The 20,754-nt window shown below is 59.8% G+C and carries 14 protein-coding genes; 8 read left to right on the forward strand and 6 right to left on the reverse strand.

Features of this window, described 5'->3' with window-relative positions; translation table 11 throughout:
* Nucleotides 1–9: 9 nt before the first annotated feature.
* Complete coding sequence (locus KVG88_RS24765; RefSeq protein WP_056724068.1) at nucleotides 10–1,173, reverse strand: isovaleryl-CoA dehydrogenase; 1,164 nt, start codon at nucleotides 1,171–1,173, stop codon at nucleotides 10–12.
* A gap of 205 nt (nucleotides 1,174–1,378) precedes the next feature.
* On the opposite strand from KVG88_RS24765, the gene KVG88_RS24770 reads away from it, so the two are divergent.
* Nucleotides 1,379–3,073 (forward strand): AMP-binding protein, encoded by a 1,695-nt coding sequence (locus tag KVG88_RS24770; protein WP_217873027.1) that lies wholly within the window; start codon nucleotides 1,379–1,381, stop codon nucleotides 3,071–3,073.
* 1,020 nt (nucleotides 3,074–4,093) lie between these two features.
* On the opposite strand, the gene KVG88_RS24775 is transcribed toward KVG88_RS24770, so the two are convergent.
* From KVG88_RS24775 to KVG88_RS24785, 3 genes are all read right to left on the reverse strand, one after another.
* Nucleotides 4,094–4,993, reverse strand: coding sequence for a hydroxymethylglutaryl-CoA lyase (locus KVG88_RS24775; RefSeq protein ID WP_217873028.1), 900 nt, complete (start codon nucleotides 4,991–4,993; stop codon nucleotides 4,094–4,096).
* Between the two features lie 144 nt (nucleotides 4,994–5,137).
* On the reverse strand, nucleotides 5,138–5,539 hold the full coding sequence (locus tag KVG88_RS24780; RefSeq protein WP_007992801.1) for a MerR family transcriptional regulator: 402 nt from the start codon (nucleotides 5,537–5,539) through the stop codon (nucleotides 5,138–5,140).
* Between the two features lie 150 nt (nucleotides 5,540–5,689).
* The gene (locus KVG88_RS24785) at nucleotides 5,690–6,625 is read right to left on the reverse strand and encodes a LysR family transcriptional regulator (RefSeq protein ID WP_217873029.1); all 936 of its coding nucleotides are present in this window, start codon (nucleotides 6,623–6,625) and stop codon (nucleotides 5,690–5,692) included.
* Nucleotides 6,626–6,789: 164 nt separating this feature from the next.
* Here KVG88_RS24785 and KVG88_RS24790 point away from each other — a divergent pair, with 164 nt between their 5' ends.
* Entirely contained in the window at nucleotides 6,790–8,019 is a 1,230-nt protein-coding gene (locus KVG88_RS24790) for an acyl-CoA dehydrogenase (RefSeq protein WP_217873030.1), read from the forward strand.
* A gap of 83 nt (nucleotides 8,020–8,102) precedes the next feature.
* Here KVG88_RS24790 and KVG88_RS24795 read toward each other — a convergent pair whose 3' ends face one another.
* Both KVG88_RS24795 and xthA read right to left on the reverse strand, forming a co-directional pair.
* A complete protein-coding gene (locus KVG88_RS24795; RefSeq protein WP_217873031.1) occupies nucleotides 8,103–9,437 on the reverse strand; it encodes a substrate-binding domain-containing protein in 1,335 nt (444 codons plus the stop codon).
* Between the two features lie 152 nt (nucleotides 9,438–9,589).
* The gene (gene xthA, locus KVG88_RS24800) at nucleotides 9,590–10,402 is read right to left on the reverse strand and encodes an exodeoxyribonuclease III (RefSeq protein WP_217873032.1); all 813 of its coding nucleotides are present in this window, start codon (nucleotides 10,400–10,402) and stop codon (nucleotides 9,590–9,592) included.
* Nucleotides 10,403–10,585: 183 nt separating this feature from the next.
* Here xthA and KVG88_RS24805 point away from each other — a divergent pair, with 183 nt between their 5' ends.
* The 6 genes from KVG88_RS24805 (at nucleotide 10,586) to KVG88_RS24830 (ending at nucleotide 20,654) form a co-directional block, all read left to right on the forward strand.
* Nucleotides 10,586–11,236: a GNAT family N-acetyltransferase gene (locus tag KVG88_RS24805; protein ID WP_150701279.1), complete on the forward strand. Its 651-nt coding sequence runs from the start codon at nucleotides 10,586–10,588 to the stop codon at nucleotides 11,234–11,236.
* A 64-nt stretch (nucleotides 11,237–11,300) separates the two neighbouring features.
* Nucleotides 11,301–13,028 carry an autotransporter assembly complex protein TamA gene (locus KVG88_RS24810; protein ID WP_150701280.1) on the forward strand — a complete coding sequence of 576 codons (1,728 nt, stop codon included), beginning with the start codon at nucleotides 11,301–11,303 and terminating at the stop codon, nucleotides 13,026–13,028.
* The gene (locus KVG88_RS24815) at nucleotides 13,025–16,693 is read left to right on the forward strand and encodes a translocation/assembly module TamB domain-containing protein (protein WP_217873033.1); all 3,669 of its coding nucleotides are present in this window, start codon (nucleotides 13,025–13,027) and stop codon (nucleotides 16,691–16,693) included. The genes KVG88_RS24810 and KVG88_RS24815 overlap by 4 nt, the downstream gene beginning before the upstream one ends.
* A gap of 786 nt (nucleotides 16,694–17,479) precedes the next feature.
* On the forward strand, nucleotides 17,480–17,962 hold the full coding sequence (locus KVG88_RS24820) for a MarR family winged helix-turn-helix transcriptional regulator (protein WP_150701282.1): 483 nt from the start codon (nucleotides 17,480–17,482) through the stop codon (nucleotides 17,960–17,962).
* The gene (locus KVG88_RS24825) at nucleotides 17,952–19,436 is read left to right on the forward strand and encodes an efflux transporter outer membrane subunit (RefSeq protein WP_150701283.1); all 1,485 of its coding nucleotides are present in this window, start codon (nucleotides 17,952–17,954) and stop codon (nucleotides 19,434–19,436) included. The genes KVG88_RS24820 and KVG88_RS24825 overlap by 11 nt, the downstream gene beginning before the upstream one ends.
* Nucleotides 19,437–19,451: 15 nt before the next feature.
* The gene (locus KVG88_RS24830) at nucleotides 19,452–20,654 is read left to right on the forward strand and encodes an HlyD family secretion protein (protein WP_217873034.1); all 1,203 of its coding nucleotides are present in this window, start codon (nucleotides 19,452–19,454) and stop codon (nucleotides 20,652–20,654) included.
* Nucleotides 20,655–20,754: the final 100 nt, after the last annotated feature.

Here is a 20,754-nt window from a genome sequence, read left to right on the forward strand (position 1 = left end):
CAGCTCCGATTAGCGGGTTTCGTTGAACAGTTCGCGACCGATCAGCATGCGACGGATCTCACTGGTGCCCGCGCCGATTTCGTACAGCTTGGCGTCTCGTAACAGACGACCGGCCGGGAATTCGTTGATGTAGCCGTTGCCGCCAAGAATCTGGATCGCGTCGAGGGCCATTTGCGTGGCGCGTTCGGCGCTGTAGAGGATCACGCCCGCGGCGTCCTTGCGTGTGGTTTCGCCGCGTTCGCAGGCCTGGGCCACGGCATACAGATAGGCGCGGCTGGCGTTGAGTTGGGTGTACATGTCGGCGACTTTGCCCTGGATCAGCTGGAACTCGCCGATGCTTTGGCCGAACTGCTTGCGATCGTGGATGTACGGCACGATCAGGTCCATGCACGCTTGCATGATCCCGGTCGGGCCGCCGGAGAGGACGACGCGTTCGTAGTCGAGACCGCTCATCAGTACCTTCACGCCGCCGTTTAGCACGCCAAGGATATTTTCTTCCGGCACTTCGACGTCATCGAAAAACAGCTCGCAAGTATTCGAACCGCGCATGCCGAGCTTGTCGAACTTGTTGCTGCGGCTGAAGCCTTTCCAGTCGCGCTCGACGATGAACGCGGTGATGCCGTGCGGGCCTTTTTCCAGGTCGGTCTTGGCGTAGATCACGTAGGTGTTGGCGTCCGGGCCATTGGTGATCCAGGTCTTGCTGCCATTGAGCACGTACTTGTCGCCGCGTTTGTCAGCGCGCAGTTTCATCGACACCACGTCAGAACCGGCATTCGGCTCGCTCATGGCCAAGGCGCCGATGTGCTCGCCGCTGATCAGCTTCGGCAGGTATTTGGCTTTCTGTTCGTGGTTGCCGTTGCGGTTGATCTGGTTGACGCACAGGTTGGAGTGCGCGCCGTAGGACAACGCCACCGAGGCCGAGCCGCGGCTGATTTCTTCCATGGCTACCACGTGCGCCAGGTAGCCCAGGCCGGCGCCGCCGTACTCTTCCGGCACGGTAATGCCTAGCAGGCCCATGTCGCCGAATTTGCGCCACAGGTCAGCGGGGAACAGGTTGTCGATGTCGATCTGAGCGGCGCGCGGGGCGATCTCTTTGGCGACGAAGGACTGAACCTGATCGCGCAGCATGTCGATGGTTTCACCGAGGGCGAAGTTCAGGGATGGGTAGCTCATGGGTCACCTTTTTGGCTTTTTTGTAGGGCGGGGAGGCCGTGCTTTGGTTCTCACCTTTACGTTAACGTAAGCCTGTGACGAAAGGCTGTCAATCACCCTTTACGTTAACGTCAACTTGAGCGAGAGTAGTGCCAGTTCAAGATAGAACGCGGACCTGCATGGTGGGGCCGCCGGTAGCCCATTAATAAAGACAATAGGGGTCGTCATGGATCAACCCAGTGCAAGCCCGCAACGCAGTTACACCCGTGGTTCCCAGGACAAAGCCTTGCTGGCGATGACCATCGGCCAGGCGTTCGATAACACGGTGGCGCAGTATTCGGCCGGGGAGGCGCTGGTCGTGCGCCATCAACAGCTGCGCTACACCTGGCAACAACTGGCGGACGCCGCGAACCTGCACGCCAGGGCGCTGCTGGCATTGGGGCTGCAAGCCGGTGACCGCCTCGGCATCTGGGCGCCGAACTGCGCGCAATGGTGCATCACACAGATCGCCACGGCGAAAATCGGTGTGATCCTGGTCAACATCAACCCCGCCTATCGCAGTTCCGAACTCGAATACGTGCTGAAGCAGTCCGGCTGCCAATGGCTGGTGTGCGCGGGGGCATTCAAGAGCTCCAACTACCACGCCATGTTGCAAGGCCTGGTGCCGGAACTGGCCGAGCAATCGATTGGCAAACTCCAGAGTGAACGCCTGCCGGAACTGCGCGGCGTCATCAGCCTGGACGCACAGCCGCCCAGCGGCTTCCTGCCATGGTCGCAATTGACCGATCTGGCTGGCAGCGTATCGGGTGAAAAACTGCGCGAACGTCAGGACAGCCTGCATTTCGATCAGGCGGTAAACATTCAATACACCTCGGGCACCACCGGTTTTCCCAAGGGCGCGACCCTCAGTCACTACAACATACTCAACAACGGTTACATGGTCGGCGAAAGCCTCGGCCTGACCGCCGCTGATCGCCTGGTGATCCCGGTGCCGCTGTATCACTGCTTCGGCATGGTCATGGGCAACCTCGGCTGCATCACTCACGGCAGCACGATGATTTACCCCAATGATGCATTTGATCCGTTGCTGACCCTCAGCACCGTCGCCGACGAGAAAGCCACCGCGTTGTACGGCGTGCCGACCATGTTCATCGCCATGCTCGATCAGCCGCAGCGTGCCGAATTCGATCTGTCGAGCCTGCGCACCGGGATCATGGCGGGGGCGACGTGCCCTATCGAAGTGATGCGCCGGGTCATCAGCGAAATGCACATGAGCGAAGTGCAGATTGCCTACGGCATGACGGAAACCAGCCCGGTGTCGCTGCAGACCGGTCCATCGGACGAATTGGAATTGCGCGTGACCACGGTCGGCCGCACTCAGCCGCAACTGGAAAGCAAGATCATCGACGAAGCGGGCAACCTGGTCCCGCGCGGCACCATCGGTGAGCTGTGCACTCGCGGTTACAGCGTGATGCTCGGTTATTGGAACAATCCCGAAGGCACCGCAGAAGCGATCGATCAGGCAGGCTGGATGCACACCGGCGACCTGGCGAGCATGAATGACGAGGGTTACGTGTGCATTGCCGGGCGTAACAAGGACATGATCATCCGCGGCGGCGAAAACATTTATCCGCGGGAGCTGGAAGAGTTTTTCTTCACTCACCCGGCCGTTGCCGACGTGCAGGTGATCGGCATTCCTTGCTCGCGCTACGGTGAAGAGATCGTTGCCTGGATCAAGTTCCACCCCGGCCACAGTGCCACCGAGCAAGAGCTGCAAACCTGGTGCAAGGAGCGCATTGCGCACTTCAAGACGCCGCGCTACTTCAAGTTTGTCGAAGAGTTTCCGATGACGGTGACCGGCAAGATCCAGAAATTCCGCATGCGCGAGATCAGTATCGAGGAGCTCAAAGCGATACCGTAGGAGCTGCCGAAGGCTGCGATCTTTTAGGGTTGGCGAAGGTCAAGATCAAAAGATCGCAGGCTGCGCCAGCTCCTACAAGGTTGTGGTTCTCCTGGAAAGCTCAAACGCCAGACAGCACAAAGGGGAGCGAAGCTCCCCTTTTTATTTCGTTATCGAGGAGCTCAAAGCGATACCGTAGGAGCTGCCGAAGGCTGCGATCTTTTAGGGTTGGCGAAGGTCAAGATCAAAAGATCGCAGGCTGCGCCAGCTCCTACAAGGTTGTGGTTCTCCCGGAAAACTCAAACGCCAGACAGCACAAAGGGGAGCGAAGCTCCCCTTTTTATTTCGTTATCGAGGAGCTCAAAGCAATACCGTAGGAGCTGCCGAAGGCTGCGATCTTTTAGGGTTGGCGAAGGTCAAGATCAAAAGATCGCAGGCTGCGCCAGCTCCTACAAGGTTGTGGTTCTCCTGGAAAACTCAAACGCCAGACAGCACAAAGGGGAGCGAAGCTCCCCTTTAATTTCGTTGCGCGTGCTCTTTTTTTATTATTGAGGGTCGGTCTGTTTTTGTTTTTGGCAACCGTTGCCCTTTACCGCTGTTTTTGGCGATCCCCATCCGGGATCAAGAGCAAACGTATTTTTTTGAGCGCTGATCTACTTTCTCGCTAAGCGATCCAACCGATTCGGGAGCTACCTGAAGGTAGTTTTATTATTCTCTGTCCGGTTGCGGGTAACTCCGAAAAGCACCCTGAAAAGCACATCTTCTCCAAAAAAATCTGTTAGCTGCGTCTCTGCCGTGTTGTTTTTGTTATGTCAGAGTCGTTACGTCTTGTTTTTATTAGGGTTGCCGCAATTTTTTTATTCTTGTTATGCGATAGAGATAGCAGGAGGCGTGCCAACTTTTTAAAGTCCTTTAAAATCAAGGCTTTAAGATTTTGTAAGGTTTTTCGTCTCAGGCTAAACCCTACAATTTGTTTCCGTGTTACTCGAATCCGCCCACGTTTCAGTGTTAGCGGTAACACCCGGACACATCCCCCCTCACTTATTGCGCACGGCGAGCTTTGGCCACGCGGGAACCTGTCGGGCGGCCCAATACGTCGCAAATCTGCTGGCCCGCCAAAATCAGTGCGTCCAGGTCGATTCCGGTTTCGATACCCAGGCCGTTGAGCAGGTAAACCACGTCTTCCGTGGCGACGTTACCGCTGGCGCCCTTGGCGTAAGGGCAACCGCCGAGACCGGCAATAGAGCTGTCGAACACCGAAATGCCCTCCAGCAGGCTGGCATAGATGTTGGCCATGGCCTGGCCGTAGGTGTCGTGGAAATGCCCGGCCAGTTTTTCTCGCGGCACGTCAGCCGAGACCACTTCGAACATCTTGCGCGTTGCGCCAGCGGTGCCGGTGCCGATGGTGTCGCCCAGCGAAACTTCATAGCAGCCCATGGCATAGAGCTCGCGGGCGACCCGTGCGACCTGCTCCGGCGCGACGTGGCCTTCATAAGGGCAGCCCAGCACGCAGGACACGTAACCGCGCACGCTCACGCCGTGTTGCTTGGCTGCGTCCATGATCGGTACGAAACGCTCCAGGCTTTCGCTGATCGAGCAATTGATGTTGCGCTGGGAAAAGGCTTCGGAGGCTGCTGCAAATACCGCGACTTCTTTTACGCCGCTGGCCAGGGCGTCTTCAAAACCGCGCAGGTTGGGGGCGAGGGCGCCGTAGGTGACGCCCGGTTTGCGCTGGATCTGCGCGAACACCTCGGCGGAACCGGCCATTTGCGGCACCCACTTGGGCGAAACGAAACTGCCGACTTCTATATAGCCCAGGCCTGCAGCGGTGAGTGCGTCGACCAGTTGCACCTTGTCGGTAACACTGATGGGTTGGGCTTCGTTTTGCAGGCCGTCGCGGGGGCCGACTTCGACAATGCGTACGTGGGTGGGGAGGGACATGGGATTCACCTGAAGTAATGGGTGAGCGGTGATCAATTGTGGGAGCGAGCCTGCTCGCGATGGCCGTAGCACATTCAATACTGAGGTCGACAGACCCGGCGCTATCGCGAGCAGGCTCGCTCCCACAGGGGGAGTTGTGTAGATCTATTGAACCGATTCCTGGCTCTTAAGCGTCTGCTCCAGCGCCTGCACACATCGCTCTTCGGCCGTATCCAGCTCCAGTTTCATCTGTTCGATGTCCAGCAACTGCTGCTCCAACTGTTCCCGGCGTTCGCTGATTTTCGCCAGCATGCTGTGCAGTTGCTTGGTGTTACCGCTGGAGGGGTCATAGAGCTCGATCAGCTCGCGGCATTCGGCGAGGGAAAAACCGATGCGCTTGCCCCGCAGGATCAGCTTCAGGCTGACCTTGTCACGGGGGGAATAGATGCGTTCCTGACCGCGGCGCTCGGGGCTGAGCAAGCCTTGCTCTTCATAAAAGCGAATGGCGCGGGTGGTGATGTCGAGCTCGCGGGCGAGGTCGGAGATGCTGTAAGTCTGGCTGCTCATGGAAGCGCTCACGAAAGGTCATGGCGCTAAGCTAAAGGTAGGTTGACGTTTACGTCAAGCGGCGAAAAAGGATCACAGCCTGCGGCAGCTCCTACAGGAAAATACACATCCGTGTCGGAGCTGCCGCAGGCTGCGATCTTTTGAATGCCTTCACACCATTTTAGCGTCGAGCTTTTTCTCATGCGCCGTCACCTGCTGGCACAACTCGATCATCTGCTCGCGCATCCAGCGGTTGGCCGGGTCCTGGTCAGTGCTTTCGTGCCAGTAGAGGTGGGTTTCCACGGGCGGCACATCGTTGACCGGCAGATTGAACGCGTGCAAATCGTTACGACGGGCAAAACGTTCCGGCACCGTCATGACCATGTCGGTCTGTTGCATCACCTGTGAAGCCATCAGGTAGTGCTGGGAACGCAGGGCGATCTTGCGCTGGATGCCCATTTTGCCCAGCGCCAGGTCGACATAGCCCAAACCACTGCGACGGCTGGAGATATGGATGTGGGTCAGGCCCAGGTATTCGTCGAGGCTGAGCTTTTCCTTGCCCGCCAGTGGATGACCCTTGCGCATGGCGCAGACGTAGCGGTCTTCCATCAGTTTGACGTGACGCACCTGCGGGTCGGTGTTGAGCGGTGCATCCACGGCAAAATCGAGGCGACCGGCCGCCAGTTCCTTGGTGGTTTCGCGGCGTTTGGACAGGAAACTCTCGATGATCACCGTCGGCGCGAGGCGGCGCAGGCGCTGGAACAGCGGCGGCAGGATCACCGCTTCGGTGAGGTCGGTCATGCTGATGCGGTAGGTTTTGTTCGCCTGTTGCGGGTTGAAAATGCGGCTTTCCTGCACGGAAATGCGCAGCAGCGAGAGCGCATTGCGCACCGGGCCGATGATGTTCTGCGCCATCGGCGTGGGCACCATGCCTTGGGCAGTGCGCACGAACAGCGGGTCGTTGAAGGTCTCGCGCAACCGGGCCAGAGCGTTCGACACCGCCGGCTGGGTAATGCCCACAATCTGCCCGGCACGGGTCAGGTTGGCCTCGGTATAGATCGCGTCGAAGACGATGAAAAGGTTGAGATCGACCTTGCTCAGATTCATTACGCGGCTCTCTTATTGTGTGGACGGACTGACCTTGAAGATCAGCCGATCATATATCGGTGATGAATGTTTATACACGCCGAGAATAGGCTAGGTAAATTATCAACGCTGTTCTAGCATCGATACATGACCTAAACAACCTCCCCCAAGAAGGTATCTCGCTCATGGATTTCGCTTATTCGCCCAAGGTTCAGGAACTGCGTGAGCGCGTAACAGCGTTCATGGACACCTACGTCTATCCCGCCGAAGCCGTGTTTGAGCGCCAGGTCGCCGAAGGTGATCGCTGGCAGCCGACGGCGATCATGGAAGAACTCAAACTCAAGGCCAAGGCTGAAGGGCTGTGGAATTTGTTTCTGCCTGAGTCGGAGCTCGGCGCTGGCCTGACCAACCTCGAATACGCGCCATTGGCGGAAATCATGGGTCGTTCGCTGCTGGGGCCGGAGCCGTTCAACTGCTCGGCGCCGGACACCGGCAACATGGAAGTGTTGGTGCGCTATGCCAACGAAGAGCAAAAACAGCGCTGGCTCGAACCGCTGCTACGCGGCGAAATCCGCTCGGCATTCGCCATGACCGAACCGGACGTTGCGTCCTCCGACGCCACCAACATGGCCGCCCGTGCCGTGCGTGATGGCGACCAGTGGGTGATCAACGGTAAAAAATGGTGGACGTCAGGTGCGTGCGACCCGCGCTGCAAAATCCTGATCTTCATGGGCCTGAGCAATCCCGATGCGCCGCGCCATGCCCAGCACTCGATGATCCTGGTGCCGGTGGATGCCCCCGGCGTGAAGATCGTGCGCCCGCTGCCGGTGTTCGGTTACGACGATGCGCCTCACGGGCACGCCGAAGTGCATTTCGAAAACGTGCGGGTGCCGTATGAAAATGTCCTGTTGGGTGAAGGACGCGGCTTTGAAATCGCTCAAGGTCGCCTTGGCCCTGGCCGAATTCACCACTGCATGCGTTCGATCGGCATGGCCGAGCGCGCGCTGGAACTGATGTGCAAACGCTCGGTGAACCGCACCGCGTTCGGCAAGCCATTGGCACGCCTGGGCGGCAACATCGACAAGATCGCCGACTCGCGGATGGAAATCGACATGGCGCGCCTGCTGACATTGAAAGCGGCGTACATGATGGACACCGTCGGTAACAAAGTGGCGAAAAGCGAAATCGCGCAAATCAAGGTCGTCGCGCCGAACGTTGCGCTGCGGGTGATCGACCGGGCGATCCAGATGCATGGCGGGGCAGGGGTTTCCAATGATTTCCCGTTGGCCTACATGTATGCGATGCAGCGCACCCTGCGCCTGGCCGACGGCCCGGACGAAGTGCACCGCGCGGCGATCGGCAAGTTCGAGATCGGCAAGTATGTGCCGAAAGAGATGATGCGTAGCGGGCACTGACCCAGCAAAAAAGATCGCAGCCTTCGGCAGCTCCTACAGGTTATGCACGCACCTGTAGGAGCTGCCGAAGGCTGCGATCTTTTTCAATACACCCAAACCTCAACCCGCCGATTCTTGATCCGCCCCTCATCCGCGCTATTGGCCGCCACCGGCATCTCGGCGCCAAAGCCGCGAATCTCGCGCAACACCACGCCGCTTTTCACCAGCTCCCGCCTTACCGCCATGGCCCGCAGTTTCGACAACAGATCGGCGCGCGCCGGGTCGTCCTTGGCATCGCCAAATCCTACGAGTGTTACCTGCCGATCAGTCTTGTCGTGCTGCTCTATATAGTCGAGTACCCGGGACAGGTCCTGGCGCGCCTTGCTGTCAAGGTTGGCGCTGCCCTCGTCGAAGCGAAAATTCACCGACAGCCGCTGGGCGTGGCGACTGAGTGCCTGATAACCCTCGGGCATCAAGGCATTCGGTGTCACGGCCATGGCCTGTACGGTCTGGGCGATAAAACCATTGGCGGCGACAATCGCCTGGCCTTTGCGACTTTGGGCGAACGCCACCAACGCCTGCGCCCAGGGATTTTCCCCGGTGGGCTGCAAGTAAAAGAACAAGCGGCGCGACAGCGGATAATCTTCCGTGGCGATCAGACTGCTGAGCGGCAACATGGCCCGGGACGGGCCATCGACAATCGCCACGGCCTTGGCCTGGCGCACGTAGGGCAAGCCAATAAAACCGATGCCGTGCGGGTCCGCACTGACCGCGTCGGACAGCTGCTCGCTGGATTCGAAGCGTTTTGCGCTACTGCTGAGACTTTTCCCACGACTGCTGAGGAGCAATTCCTTGAAGGTGTCGAACGTGCCGGACTGATCATCGCGCGCATATAAATGAATCATCCCGCCGCTGCCGCCGAGTTCCTCCCAGGTTTTGACCTCGCCACTGAAAATGCGCGCCAGTTGCACAGTGTCCAGTTGATTCAGCGGATTTTGCGGGTGAAGGATGATCGCCAGGCCGTCGATGGCAATGACTTGCTCGGCACCCGGGCTTTTCAGGTCGCCGAAAGATTCGAGGCTCAGCAGTTCGCTGTCCTTGATCGGGCGCGAAGAGGCGGCGAGGTCAGCACTGCCGTTTTTAAGTGCGGCGAACCCGGTGCTGGAACCATGGGCCGCCAGTTCCACTTCTACGCGGCGGCCTTGGGCGGTTTCGCCGACGATCCGCAGTTCATTGGCCTTGTCCGGGGCTTCGCTGTGCACCTTGAGCAAACCCTGCTCGCGCAGCAGCCCTTCGACCAGCGCCGGTCCCAACGCCGCGCCGATGGTGTTGGAACCCTGGATGCGCAGCGCCGGGCCGTGTTCGGGGATCGGCAACGTGGCGGCCGTTGCCATTTGCGGCAGGCACAGCATCAACAGGAACAATACGCGCAGCGTCATGCCGGCACCTTACATAGCAAAGGAGGTGTCGGGAGATTAAGTCAGTAAGGTTTCTAAAAGATGACAGTCAAAAGATCGCAGCCTGCGGCAGCTCCAACAGAAGATGTCTGCTGATTCTGTAGGAGCTGCCGCAGGCTGCGATCTTTTGCTTTTTAGCTCAGTTCAAGCCAGATCGGCGCATGGTCCGAAGGTTTTTCCATGCCGCGCAGTTCGTAGTCGACGCCGGCCGCCTTGACCCGTGGCAACAGGCCGTGGGACGCCAGGATCACGTCAATGCGCAGGCCACGCTTGGGCTGGTCCTCAAAACCACGGCTGCGGTAATCGAACCAACTGAAGACGTCCGCCACTTCCGGGTTCAAGTGACGGAAGCTGTCAGTCAGGCCCCAGTTTTTCAGGCGGGCCATCCACTCGCGCTCTTCCGGCAGGAAGCTGCATTTACCGGTTTTCAGCCAGCGTTTCATGTTGTCCGGGCCGATGCCGATGTCGCAGTCTTCGGGGGAAATGTTCACGTCGCCCATGACCACCACGGGCTGGTCATTCTTGAACTGGCTTTCCAGCAGTTGCTGCAAATCGCTGTAGAAACGCTGCTTGGCCGGGAATTTGGTCGGGTGGTCGCGGCTTTCACCTTGTGGGAAATAACCGTTCATGATTGTCACCGGCACGCCGTTGGCGTCGGCGAAGGTGCCCCAGATGAAGCGTCGCTGCGCGTCTTCTTCATCGGTGGCGAACCCTTTGTTCAGGGCCAGCGGTTCCTGGCGCGAGAGCAGGGCGACCCCGTAATGTCCCTTTTGCCCGTGGAAATACACGTGGTAGCCCAGGGCTTTGACTTCCTCAAGCGGGAATTGGTCGTCGTGGACCTTGGTTTCCTGCAACCCGATTACATCAGGCTGATGCTTTTCGATCAGCGCCGCCAGCTGATGGGGACGGGCGCGCAGCCCGTTGATGTTGAAGGAGACAATCTTCATGGTCGGCAGTCCTGGCAAAAGGGCGATGCTAGCTGACCTGTAGGAATCGGGCCAGTGCCGGGTGGGACGATTACCATTTCATTGCCTACACTGATTCCCGATCAACAGGAACTGTGGCAGCCCACATGAGTTCGTACCAATAAGAGCGCAGCCACCCGAGCTGTGCCGGGGAGATCAACCGACATGCCCGAAACTTCCACCGCCATCGCCGATATCCACATGCTCGACAGCGGCTATTCCCGCGAAGCACGTTCGTTGTTGTATCAGGCTTATCGGCACGAGCCGACCTTCGGCTACCTGTTCGAGGCCGAACGCGCAGGCTACGAACAGCGGGTGCGCGCCACCGTGCGCGAACTGGTCAAGCAACACTTTTTGCAGGATTTACCGGCCATTGGCCTGTTGGTCAATGACCGTTTGATCGGCATCGCCCTGATCGCGCCGCCGCAGCGTCGACTGGGGATCACCGAAAGCTGGGCGTGGCGCTTGCGCATGGTGCTCAGCACCGGGTTTCGCTGCACGCGACGCTACCTCGAATATCACGATGCCGTGGCCGCCTGCGCGCCAAGTGATGCGGTGCATGTGTTGCCGTTGCTGGGGATTCACCCGCAGTTCCAGGGCAAACACTTTGGCGAGCAACTGCTGCAAGCGGTGCATAACTGGTGCGCGGTGGATGAAAACTCCCAGGGTGTGATCCTCGATACCGGCAATCCGCGCTATCTGGAGTTCTACAAACGCCAGGGTTACGAAGAAATCGGCGAGGTGGCAGTAGGACCGATTCGCGAGCACGTGTTTTTTCACGCCAACCCGCAGGTGGTGCAGAGCGCGACCGCGTAAGGTCGAACTTTCCGCACCCTCCAGGCTCTATCACGCTCCCAAGCTCGTGATAGCATCCGCGCCTATGAAGTTTCCAGGAAGAATTACCAGTGGCGTGCTCCTGCTGATTACCAGCTGCGCGGCACTGGCGCAAAGTGAATTGGATGTGCGGATCAAACCGTCCAACGATGAACTCAAGGCCAATATAGAGGGCTATATCGGCAGCCTCGGCGATCGGGACGAAGAAGCCTTGTTGCGCTTCAGCCGTGGCGCCGAGGAGCAGGCGCGCAAGGCCGCCCAGGCCTTGGGTTATTACCAGCCGCAAATCGAAAGCGACGTGAAGGGTGGCGAAAAGCCGCGCCTGATACTCAACATCGACCCCGGTGAACCGGTGCATCTGCGCAACGTCACCATTCGCATCGACGGCCCGGCGGCCTCGCTGAAATCCTTTCGTGTGCCCAAGAACCATTCGCTGCAAACCGGCGCAGTGCTCAATCATGGGCAGTACGAAGACGCCAAGCGGCTGATCCAGAATCAGGCTTCGCGTTACGGCTACTTCAGCGGTCATTTCACCCGCTCAAAACTCTCGGTCGACCCGCGCGCCGGCGTGGCTGACATCGAATTGATCTATGACAGCGGCCCGCGCTACTCGCTGGGCAAGGTCAAATTTGAAGGCGACACGCCGTTCGATGAAGACCTGCTGCAACGCATGGTGCCGTTCAAAGCGGGCACGCCGTACGACTCCGAACTGATCGCCGAGCTCAACCAGGCGCTGCAATCGAGCGGTTACTTCGAAGCCGTGCGAGTCGATGCGGCGCCCACTGCGTCAAAGGACGACGTGATCCCGGTAGACGTCAAACTCGACACCCGTAAACCGCGAACCATGGGCTTGGGCCTGGGGTACTCCACGGACGTCGGTCCGCGGGTGAAGGCCAACTGGACCCGGCACTGGGTCAACCCGCAGGGCCACAGTTACGGGTGGGAAACCGAAGTGTCGGCGCCACGGCAAAACGTCGGCCTGTTCTACGATATTCCGCTGGACCCGCCACTGACCGACAAGCTGCGTTTTGCCGGCGGTTACCAGAATGAAGAAATCGCTGACAAAGACAGCCTCAGCAAGCTGCTGACCGTCGGTCCCGAGTGGCACAGCAAGTTGCCCAGCGGTTGGCAGCGGGTGGTTTCGCTCAAGTGGCAACGTGAGGAATACCGGCTCGGCGACGACTCCGGACTGAGTACCTTGTTGATGCCCGGCGTGAGCTATTCGTACCTCAAGAGCGACAACCGCATCGACCCGCACAACGGCTATCGCCTGCAATTCGAAAGCAAGGTGGCGAAGGAAGGCTTGGGCTCGGACAACAATTTGCTGTACGGCACCGCGCTGGTCAAAGGCCTGACCACGGTGTTCGACAAGCACCGTTTGCTCGGTCGGGTGCAGGTCGGCGGCAGCGCCACCAACGGGTACAAGTCCATACCGCCGTCACTGCGCTTCTTCGCCGGTGGCGACCAGAGCGTGCGTGGCTACGACTATCAGAGCCTGTCCCCGGAAAACAACGAGGGTGACCGCATCGGCGGCCGGTACATGGTCTCGGCCAGCGCCGAGTACCAATACTCCGTCGCTGAAAAGTGGCGGGTCGCGACCTTCGTCGATCAGGGCAACTCCTTTAATACACTCGAACTGCCGAACCTCAAGACCGGGGTCGGTATCGGCGTGCGCTGGGTGTCTCCGGTGGGGCCGATCCGCCTCGACCTGGCCCATGCGCTGGACGACGATGGTGGCATTCGATTGCACTTTTCCATGGGGCCTGAGCTGTGAAACGTGGTTTGAAGGTAACGCTGCTGGCGATTGCGGCACTGTTGATGTTGCTGCTGTTGACGCTCGCCACGGTGCTGGGAACGGCGGCCGGCAGCCGATGGGCGTTGGGCTTTGTGCCGGGGCTGACTCTGGACAACTTTCATGGGCGCCTCGGTGGACAGTGGAGTGCCGACCGTGTGCTGTGGCAGCAAGACACCAGCCGCGTTGAGCTAAGCAAAGTCATCTTCGCCTGGTCGCCGCTGTGCCTGACGCGCATGACTTTGTGCATTGATCAATTGCAGGCGGAACAGGTCAGCCTGCAATTGCCGCCGGGTGAGGACGCGCAAAGCGGCGGGCCGATCAGCCTTCCGGATTTGAAGCTGCCGGTGGCACTGGAACTGGGTGACATTCGGGTCGGCAGCCTGCTGTTCAACGGCAGCGAGCAACTCAAGGGGCTGCAACTGGCAGCGCACTGGACCGAAAAGGGCATGCAGATCGACTCGGTGAAACTGCAGCGTGACGACCTGAGCCTGAACCTGTCAGGGAGACTGCAACCCGGTGGAAACTGGCCGCTCAGCGCTGAAGGCCAGTTGACCCTGTCGACCCCTGCGCCTTGGACGCTGGCGTTGAAAATCGATGGCGACCTGCTGAAAACCCTGAACCTGAAAGCCGACAGCAGCGGTTACCTCAACGGCCAATTGACTGGCGAGCTGCAACCGTTGGTGGAAAATCTGCCGGCCAAGGTGCGCATCACCGCCGATGGTTTCAAACCGAGCGCCGATCTGCCGGACACCCTGCAACTCAATCAACTGGAACTCAGCGGCGCCGGTGACCTGAAAAACGGTTATCAGTTACTCGGCAAAGCCACGCTGCCTGGGGAAAAAGGCCCGGTCGCGTTGGCGCTGCAAGGCAAGGTCGACGCCAAGGGCGCGCAAATCGCCGCGCTGGACCTGACCGCCAACGACAAACAGAGCCTCAAGCTCAACGGGCAGGTGAACTGGAGCCAAGGCCTGAGCGCCGAAGCGAAAATCGATTGGCTGGACTTCCCGTGGCACAGCCTCTATCCGCTGATCGACGAACCGCAAGTAGCCCTGCGCAGCTTCAACGGTGAAGTCTCCTACACCGACGGTAAATACCTCGGCAACTTCAAGGCTGCACTCGATGGCCCGGCCGGTGCGTTCAGCCTGACCAGCCCGTTCGCGGGCGACCTGACGAAAATCTATCTGCAGCAACTCCAGCTCATCGCCGGGCAGGGCAAGGCCGAAGGACACTTGAACCTGCAATTTGCCGATGGCATTGCCTGGGACACTGCGCTGGACCTGTCGGCGATCAACCCGGCGTATTGGGTCGCGGAATTGCCGGGCACCCTCGCCGGACCGTTACGCAGTAAAGGCGAAATGAAAAATGACCAGCTCAGCCTCAGTGCCGACCTCGACCTGAAAGGCAAACTGCGCGGCCAACCGGCGATCCTGCAAGCCAAGGCTGACGGCGCCGGTGAGCAATGGAACCTCAACGCCCTGCAGATTCGCCTGGGTGACAACAGCATCAACGGTAAGGGCAGCCTGCAGCAGAAACTCACCGGCCAGATCGATATCAAGTTGCAGCGCCTGGCCCAGCTCTGGCCGCAATTGCGCGGGCAGATCAATGGCCGGGTCGACGTCGCCGGCACGCTGAAGGCGCCGCAGGGCAAGCTCGGGTTGCAAAGCACGCAGTTGGCTTTCCAGGACAATCGCCTGCAAAGTCTGAACCTGGACGCCACGCTCGACAGCGCGCAACGGGCGAAAATCGACCTCAAGGGCAGCGGCATCCAGGCGGGCGATACTTCGTTGGGTACCCTGACCGCCAGCGGTCAGGGCGACATCAAGAACCAGAAACTGAGCCTCGACCTGCAAGGGCCGAAGCTGAAACTGGCCCTCGGCCTGGACGGTGCGCTGGACAAAGGCAACTGGCGTGGACGGCTCGCCAGTGGCGATATCCAGGCCGGTGGCCAGGACTGGAAGCTGCAAGGCCCGGCGAAGCTGGAGCGACTGGCGGACGGCAAAATCAACTTTGGCGCCCATTGCTGGGCGTCCGGGCCGGCGAGTTTGTGCGGCGAAGACCAGCGTCTGATGCCTGAGCCGAAGTTGCGTTATCACCTCAAGCAATTCCCGATTGAAAGCCTGGCGCAGTGGCTACCGAAAGACTTTGCCTGGCAGGGGCGGCTCAACGCCGACGTGCAACTGGATCTGCCGGCCAGCGGTCCGAACGGCGTGATCAGCGTCGATGCCAGCGGCGGTACGTTACGTGTGAAGGAAAAAGATCAGTGGCTGGACTTCCCGTACCAGACTCTCAAACTCACCAGCAAACTCACGCCCAAGCGCATCGACACCGACCTTAATTTTGTCGGCGGCAAGCTCGGCGAACTGATGGTGCAGGCGCAGATCAACCCGCTGCTGAAGAACAAGCCGCTAAGCGGATCATTCCGCTTGAGTGGTTTGGACTTGTCGGTGGCGCGTCCCTTCGTGCCCATGGTCGAGAAAATCACCGGGCGCTTGAATGGCAGCGGCACGATTTCCGGTGGTCTGCTGGCGCCGCTGGTCAACGGCAGCTTGTTGCTCAGCGATGGCGAGGTTTCCGGCCCAGAGTTGCCGATGGAAATTCAGGGTTTGCGCTTGCAGGCTGTGATCGCCGGCGAAACCGTTCAACTCGACGGCGGCTGGAAAAGCGGCAAGACCGGGCAGGGCAGTTTGAACGGCGACATTGCCTGGGGACAGGCGCTGGTGGTGGACCTGGCACTCAAGGGCTCGCAGTTGCCGGTCAGTGTCGAACCGTACGCCAAGGTCGAAGTGGCGCCGGACCTGAAAATTTCGATGAAGGGCGATGAGCTGGCCATCTCCGGCAAAGTGCAGGTGCCCAAGGGCGACATCACCATCCGCGAGTTGCCGCCATCGACGGTCAAAGTGTCGGATGACACGGTGATCGTTGGTCAGCAAACCGAGGAGGGCAAGCCGCCACTGGCGATGAAAATGGACATCGATGTGGTGGTCGGCGAGGAGAAACTCAGTTTTGCCGGGTTTGGCCTGACCGCGAATGTGCAGGGGCATGTGCACATCGGCGACAACATGGACACCCGAGGTGAATTGTGGCTCAACGATGGGCGTTACCGTGCCTATGGCCAGCGCCTGTCGGTGCGCCGGGCACGGTTGCTGTTCGCCGGTCCTATCGATCAGCCGTATCTGGATATTGAGGCGATTCGTCAGACTGACGACGTGATCGCCGGTATTCGCTTGAGCGGCAGCGCGGAGCAGCCGACTACGCAGATTTTCTCCGAGCCGGCCATGAGTCAGGAGCAGGCGCTTTCTTATCTGGTGTTGGGGCGTCCGCTGAGTACCAACGGCGAGGACAACAATATGCTTGCCCAGGCGGCGCTTGGTTTGGGGTTGATGGGCAGTTCGGGGGTTACGGGGAGTCTGGCGAAGAATCTGGGGATTGAGGATTTTCAGCTTGATACTCAGGGCAGTGGTAACGCGACCAGTGTGGTGGCCAGCGGTAATCTTTCGGAGAAGCTCAGTTTGCGCTATGGCGTTGGGGTGTTTGAGCCGGCCAATACCATTGCGTTGCGTTACAAGCTGAGCAAGAAGGTTTATCTCGAGGCGGCGGGAGGCGTGGCGAGTTCGCTGGATATTTTTTATAAGCGGGATTTTTGATTTCTCATCGAGTACATATCCGTTTCTTCGGTAACAGCGACTTAGGGTTTCGCCCTTACGGCGACTCACTTTTTTGACAAACGCCTCAAAAAAGTAAGCAAAAAAACGCTCGCCCCTTACGTACGGCACCTCGCTAGAGCTCGGTGTTCCTTCGCTCCGGCATTCATCCGGGGGCATCGCCTCCGGTCTGCTTCGCGACGACCTCCTCTCGATGTGTGCGGCTTCGCCGCACGGCGCTGCGCGCCCACCCCCGGATAAACGCCTCCACTCAGCCTGCCGAGGGGGCGGGTGGATCAAGAGCGGCAGGCGAGCTAACGCTCGGCCTGTTGAGTGGTGAGGAGCGGCGCGGTGTGGGCTGTTCTGCTTTTGCTCTTCTGTGGGAGCTGGCCTGCCAGCGATGACGGCCTGCCAGCCGACCAATCTCTTTCGACCAAACGCATTCCCCCTGTAGGAGCTGCCGAAGGCTGCGATCTTTTGACCTTGCCCTTAAAACACAAATCAAAAGATCGCAGCCTCGTTGCACTCGACAGCTCCTACAGGGTAAAGCATCGAACTAACGACCAGGCCGGCCGGTAGGCCGCCTCGCGGTGCTGTGGTGGTATTCGTCTCTTCGTGAGGCCGGAACCTTAAGTCGCCGACCGCAGCCACGAATATGCACAAAAATCCAAAACCCACCACCATCGGTCAACTATTTACCAAGCTTCCTAACTATTGCGTTGACATTGGCTGCCTAGGCAGTAATATCTCGACATACATTCACTGCCTAGGCAGCTAATTGGTGTCCTGATGAAACATTTCGCGCCAGACGATTTCCACAATTGCCATCTCGGTCTCCTGCTCGGGCGCGCTGCGCTGCTAAAAGACCGGATCATCGACACGCACATGGAACCCCACGGCATCACCGCCGCGCAGTTCAAGGTGTTGATCATCATGGCCCAGTACGGCGTCGATTCGCCGGGCGAGCTGTGTCGGCACTTGTCGCTCGACAGCGGCTCGATGACCCGCATGCTCGATCGTCTGGAACAGAAAGGTTTCCTCGCTCGCCAACGCTCCGAGGCTGATCGCCGGCAGGTACAGCTGGTGCTCACGGAGGAAGGGCAGAGGCTGGCTGATCGCCTGCCGCACATCGGTACCGAAGCCATGAATGAGCTGGCCGGCGCCATCACTCCGGATGAGTTGAAAACCCTGGAGTTGATCCTGAAGAAAATTCTGTTGGCAGCGGGTGACTCGATCACCCTGCTGCGCTTAGGTGGCAATAATGAACAGTAAAACCCTGCGCACCGGTTTGAGCCTGGTGCTGTTGGCCGTGAGCCTGGCCGGTTGCGCCAGCTACAGCGGCTTGAACACCGAAGGCGTCAGCCTCGACGCGAAAAACCTCAAGGCCGGGCAATCCCTCAGCGGCGTGACGCTGTCGCCCGCCGCCTGGCCGAAAAGCGACTGGTGGAAAAGCCTTGGCGATCCGCAACTCGACGGCTTGATCCGTGAAGCCCTGCGCGACAGCCCGGACATGCAGATTGCCGACGCGCGTGCCCATCAGGCCAGCGCCGCTGCCTACGCCGCTGATGCCGCGCGGATGCCGACCCTCGATGCCAGCGCCGGTGTCAGTCGCTCGCGTCTGGCCCGGGACCAGGACCCGCTGGGGCAGGGCGGCAACTACGCCACCGTGCGTAACATCGGTGCCAGCTTCAATTACAACTTCGATCTCTGGGGCGGTCAGCGTGACGCCTGGGAAGCCGCGCTCGGTCAGGCCCGCGCTGCTGAAGTCGACCAACAGGCCGCGCAGTTGACCTTGTCCGCCGACGTCGCCCGCGCTTACAGCGACCTGGGGCAGGCGCACATCGTTTATGACCTGTCCGCCGAAGACCTCAAGCGCACCCGGCAAATGCTCGACTTGAGCCAGCGCCGCCTGAGTTCCGGGATCGACAGCCAGTATCAATTCCAGCAAACCGAAAGCCTGGAAGCGACCTCGGAAGCCAATCTGATCGACGCCGAAAAACGCCTGCAAAGCGCCAAAATCGCGCTGGCGGTGCTGCTCGGCAAAGGGCCGGACCGTGGCAATGAAATCACTCGGCCGACCGTGCTCAAACCCGGCGCCGTGGCGTTGCCGTCGGTGCTGCCGGCAGAGTTGCTCGGGCGTCGTCCGGACCTGGTGGCCGCGCGCTGGCGGGTCGAGGCGGCGAGCAAGAACATCGACGCCGGCAAAACGCAGTTCTATCCGAACTTGAATCTCAGCGCAGCGGCCGGTGCCGAATCGTTGTTGGGTGATGCCATGTTTGGCTCGGCGAGCCGTTTTTTCAATGTCGCGCCGACTATTTCCGTACCGATTTTCGACGGCGGCCGGCTGCGCGCCGACCTCGATTCGCGCGACGCCGACTACGACCTGGCGGTGGCGCAGTACAACAAGAGCCTGGTCAAAGCGCTGGGGGATGTCAGCGACAGCATCAACCAGTTACGCGATGTCGGTCGGCAGATTGCTGCCCAGCAGCACGCAACGGATATCGCTCAGGATTCTTACAACACCGTGGTCCAGCGCTACGGTTCCGGCATCGGCAACTACCTGGACGTGCTCAGCATCGAACAGCAATTGCTCCAGGCCCAGCGTCAGCTGGCCAACCTGAATGCCGAGCAGATCGACCTGTCGATCCAACTGATACAGGCGCTGGGTGGCGGCTTCCAGCCTGAGGCCGTTGCCTCGGCCAGTGGTTCTTCTGCTAAAGCCGCTCCCGCCACGCTGACTCACTAATTCAAGGTACTTGTCATGGCCACTGCCGATACAACTCAAACCCAGCAAAACACCCCGGCCAACCCCAACGCGGGCAAGCGCAAGTTCATGCTGCTGGTGCTTGCCGTGGTCGTCGTCCTGGGCGGCGCGGGCGTCTGGGCTTATCACGAGTTCTACGGACGCTGGAACGAAAGCACCGACGACGCCTATGTGAATGGCAACGTGGTGGAAATCACGCCGCTGGTCACCGGCACCGTTGTAAGCATCGGCGCTGATGACGGCGATCTGGTGCAGGAAGGCCAGGTGTTGGTGAACTTCGACCCGAACGACGCTGAAGTCGGGCTGCAAAGTGCCCAGGCCAATCTGGCGCGCACGGTGCGTCAGGTTCGTGGCTTGTACAGCGATGTCGACGGCATGAAAGCCCAGGTCAACGCCCAGCAGGCCGAGGTGCAAAAAGCCCAGGACAACTTTAATCGCCGCAAAAACCTCGCGGTCGGCGGGGCGATTTCCCAAGAAGAACTGTCCCATGCTCGCGACGACCTGACCTCGGCGCAAAACGCCCTGGCCAACGCACAACAGAAGCTCAAGACCACCAGCGCTCTGGTCGATGACACCGTGGTGTCCTCGCACCCGGACGTGATGGCCGCCGCCGCGCAGTTGCGTCAGGCCTACCTGAACAATGCCCGAAGCACCCTGATCGCGCCGGTTACCGGCTATGTCGCCAAGCGCACCGTTCAGCTCGGCCAGCGGGTACAACCGGGTGAAGCGCTGATGGCGGTGATCCCGCTGAATCAACTGTGGATCGACGCCAACTTCAAGGAAACCCAACTGCGCGATATGCGTATTGGCCAGCCCGTGGACATTGAAACTGACCTCTACGGCAGCGACGTCAAATTCAGCGGCACCATCGACAGTCTCGGCGCCGGTACCGGCAGTGCATTTGCCTTGTTGCCCGCGCAGAACGCCACCGGTAACTGGATCAAGATCGTGCAGCGGGTGCCGGTGCGGATTCACGTCAACCCCGAAGAACTGGCCAAACACCCGCTGCGTGTAGGCCTGTCGACCGTGGTGGATGTGAACCTGCGCGACCAGAGCGGCCCGGTACTGGCGCAACAGCCGCCGCAAAAAGCATCGTTCAGCACCGGCATCTATGACCGCCAATTGGCCGAAGCCGACGCCATGATCACGCAACTGATCCACGACAACAGCGCCGCGGTCAGCAAGACCGCGCGTCGCTGATTCACACCGACCCCTGTGGGAGCGAGCCAGCTCGCGATAGCGTCCGATCAGTCAACGTTGGTGTTGAATGTCATTGCGCCTTCGCGAGCAGGCTCGCTCC

This window comes from Pseudomonas azerbaijanoccidentalis, assembly GCF_019145495.1.
GTDB classification, from domain to species: Bacteria; Pseudomonadota; Gammaproteobacteria; order Pseudomonadales; family Pseudomonadaceae; genus Aquipseudomonas; species Aquipseudomonas azerbaijanoccidentalis.

Bases quoted from the DNA above. Each gene is read 5' to 3' on its own strand.
- KVG88_RS24830 (WP_217873034.1), top strand. From the start codon at position 19,452: ATGGCCACTGCCGATACAACTCAAACCCAGCAAAACACCCCGGCCAAC.
- KVG88_RS24810 (WP_150701280.1), top strand. From the start codon at position 11,301: ATGAAGTTTCCAGGAAGAATTACCAGTGGCGTGCTCCTGCTGATTACC.
- KVG88_RS24785 (WP_217873029.1), bottom strand. From the start codon at position 6,625: ATGAATCTGAGCAAGGTCGATCTCAACCTTTTCATCGTCTTCGACGCG.
- KVG88_RS24770 (WP_217873027.1), top strand. From the start codon at position 1,379: ATGGATCAACCCAGTGCAAGCCCGCAACGCAGTTACACCCGTGGTTCC.
- KVG88_RS24765 (WP_056724068.1), bottom strand. From the start codon at position 1,173: ATGAGCTACCCATCCCTGAACTTCGCCCTCGGTGAAACCATCGACATG.
- KVG88_RS24820 (WP_150701282.1), top strand. From the start codon at position 17,480: ATGAAACATTTCGCGCCAGACGATTTCCACAATTGCCATCTCGGTCTC.
- KVG88_RS24795 (WP_217873031.1), bottom strand. From the start codon at position 9,437: ATGACGCTGCGCGTATTGTTCCTGTTGATGCTGTGCCTGCCGCAAATG.
- KVG88_RS24790 (WP_217873030.1), top strand. From the start codon at position 6,790: ATGGATTTCGCTTATTCGCCCAAGGTTCAGGAACTGCGTGAGCGCGTA.
- xthA (WP_217873032.1), bottom strand. From the start codon at position 10,402: ATGAAGATTGTCTCCTTCAACATCAACGGGCTGCGCGCCCGTCCCCAT.
- KVG88_RS24780 (WP_007992801.1), bottom strand. From the start codon at position 5,539: ATGAGCAGCCAGACTTACAGCATCTCCGACCTCGCCCGCGAGCTCGAC.
- KVG88_RS24805 (WP_150701279.1), top strand. From the start codon at position 10,586: ATGCCCGAAACTTCCACCGCCATCGCCGATATCCACATGCTCGACAGC.
- KVG88_RS24825 (WP_150701283.1), top strand. From the start codon at position 17,952: ATGAACAGTAAAACCCTGCGCACCGGTTTGAGCCTGGTGCTGTTGGCC.
- KVG88_RS24775 (WP_217873028.1), bottom strand. From the start codon at position 4,993: ATGTCCCTCCCCACCCACGTACGCATTGTCGAAGTCGGCCCCCGCGAC.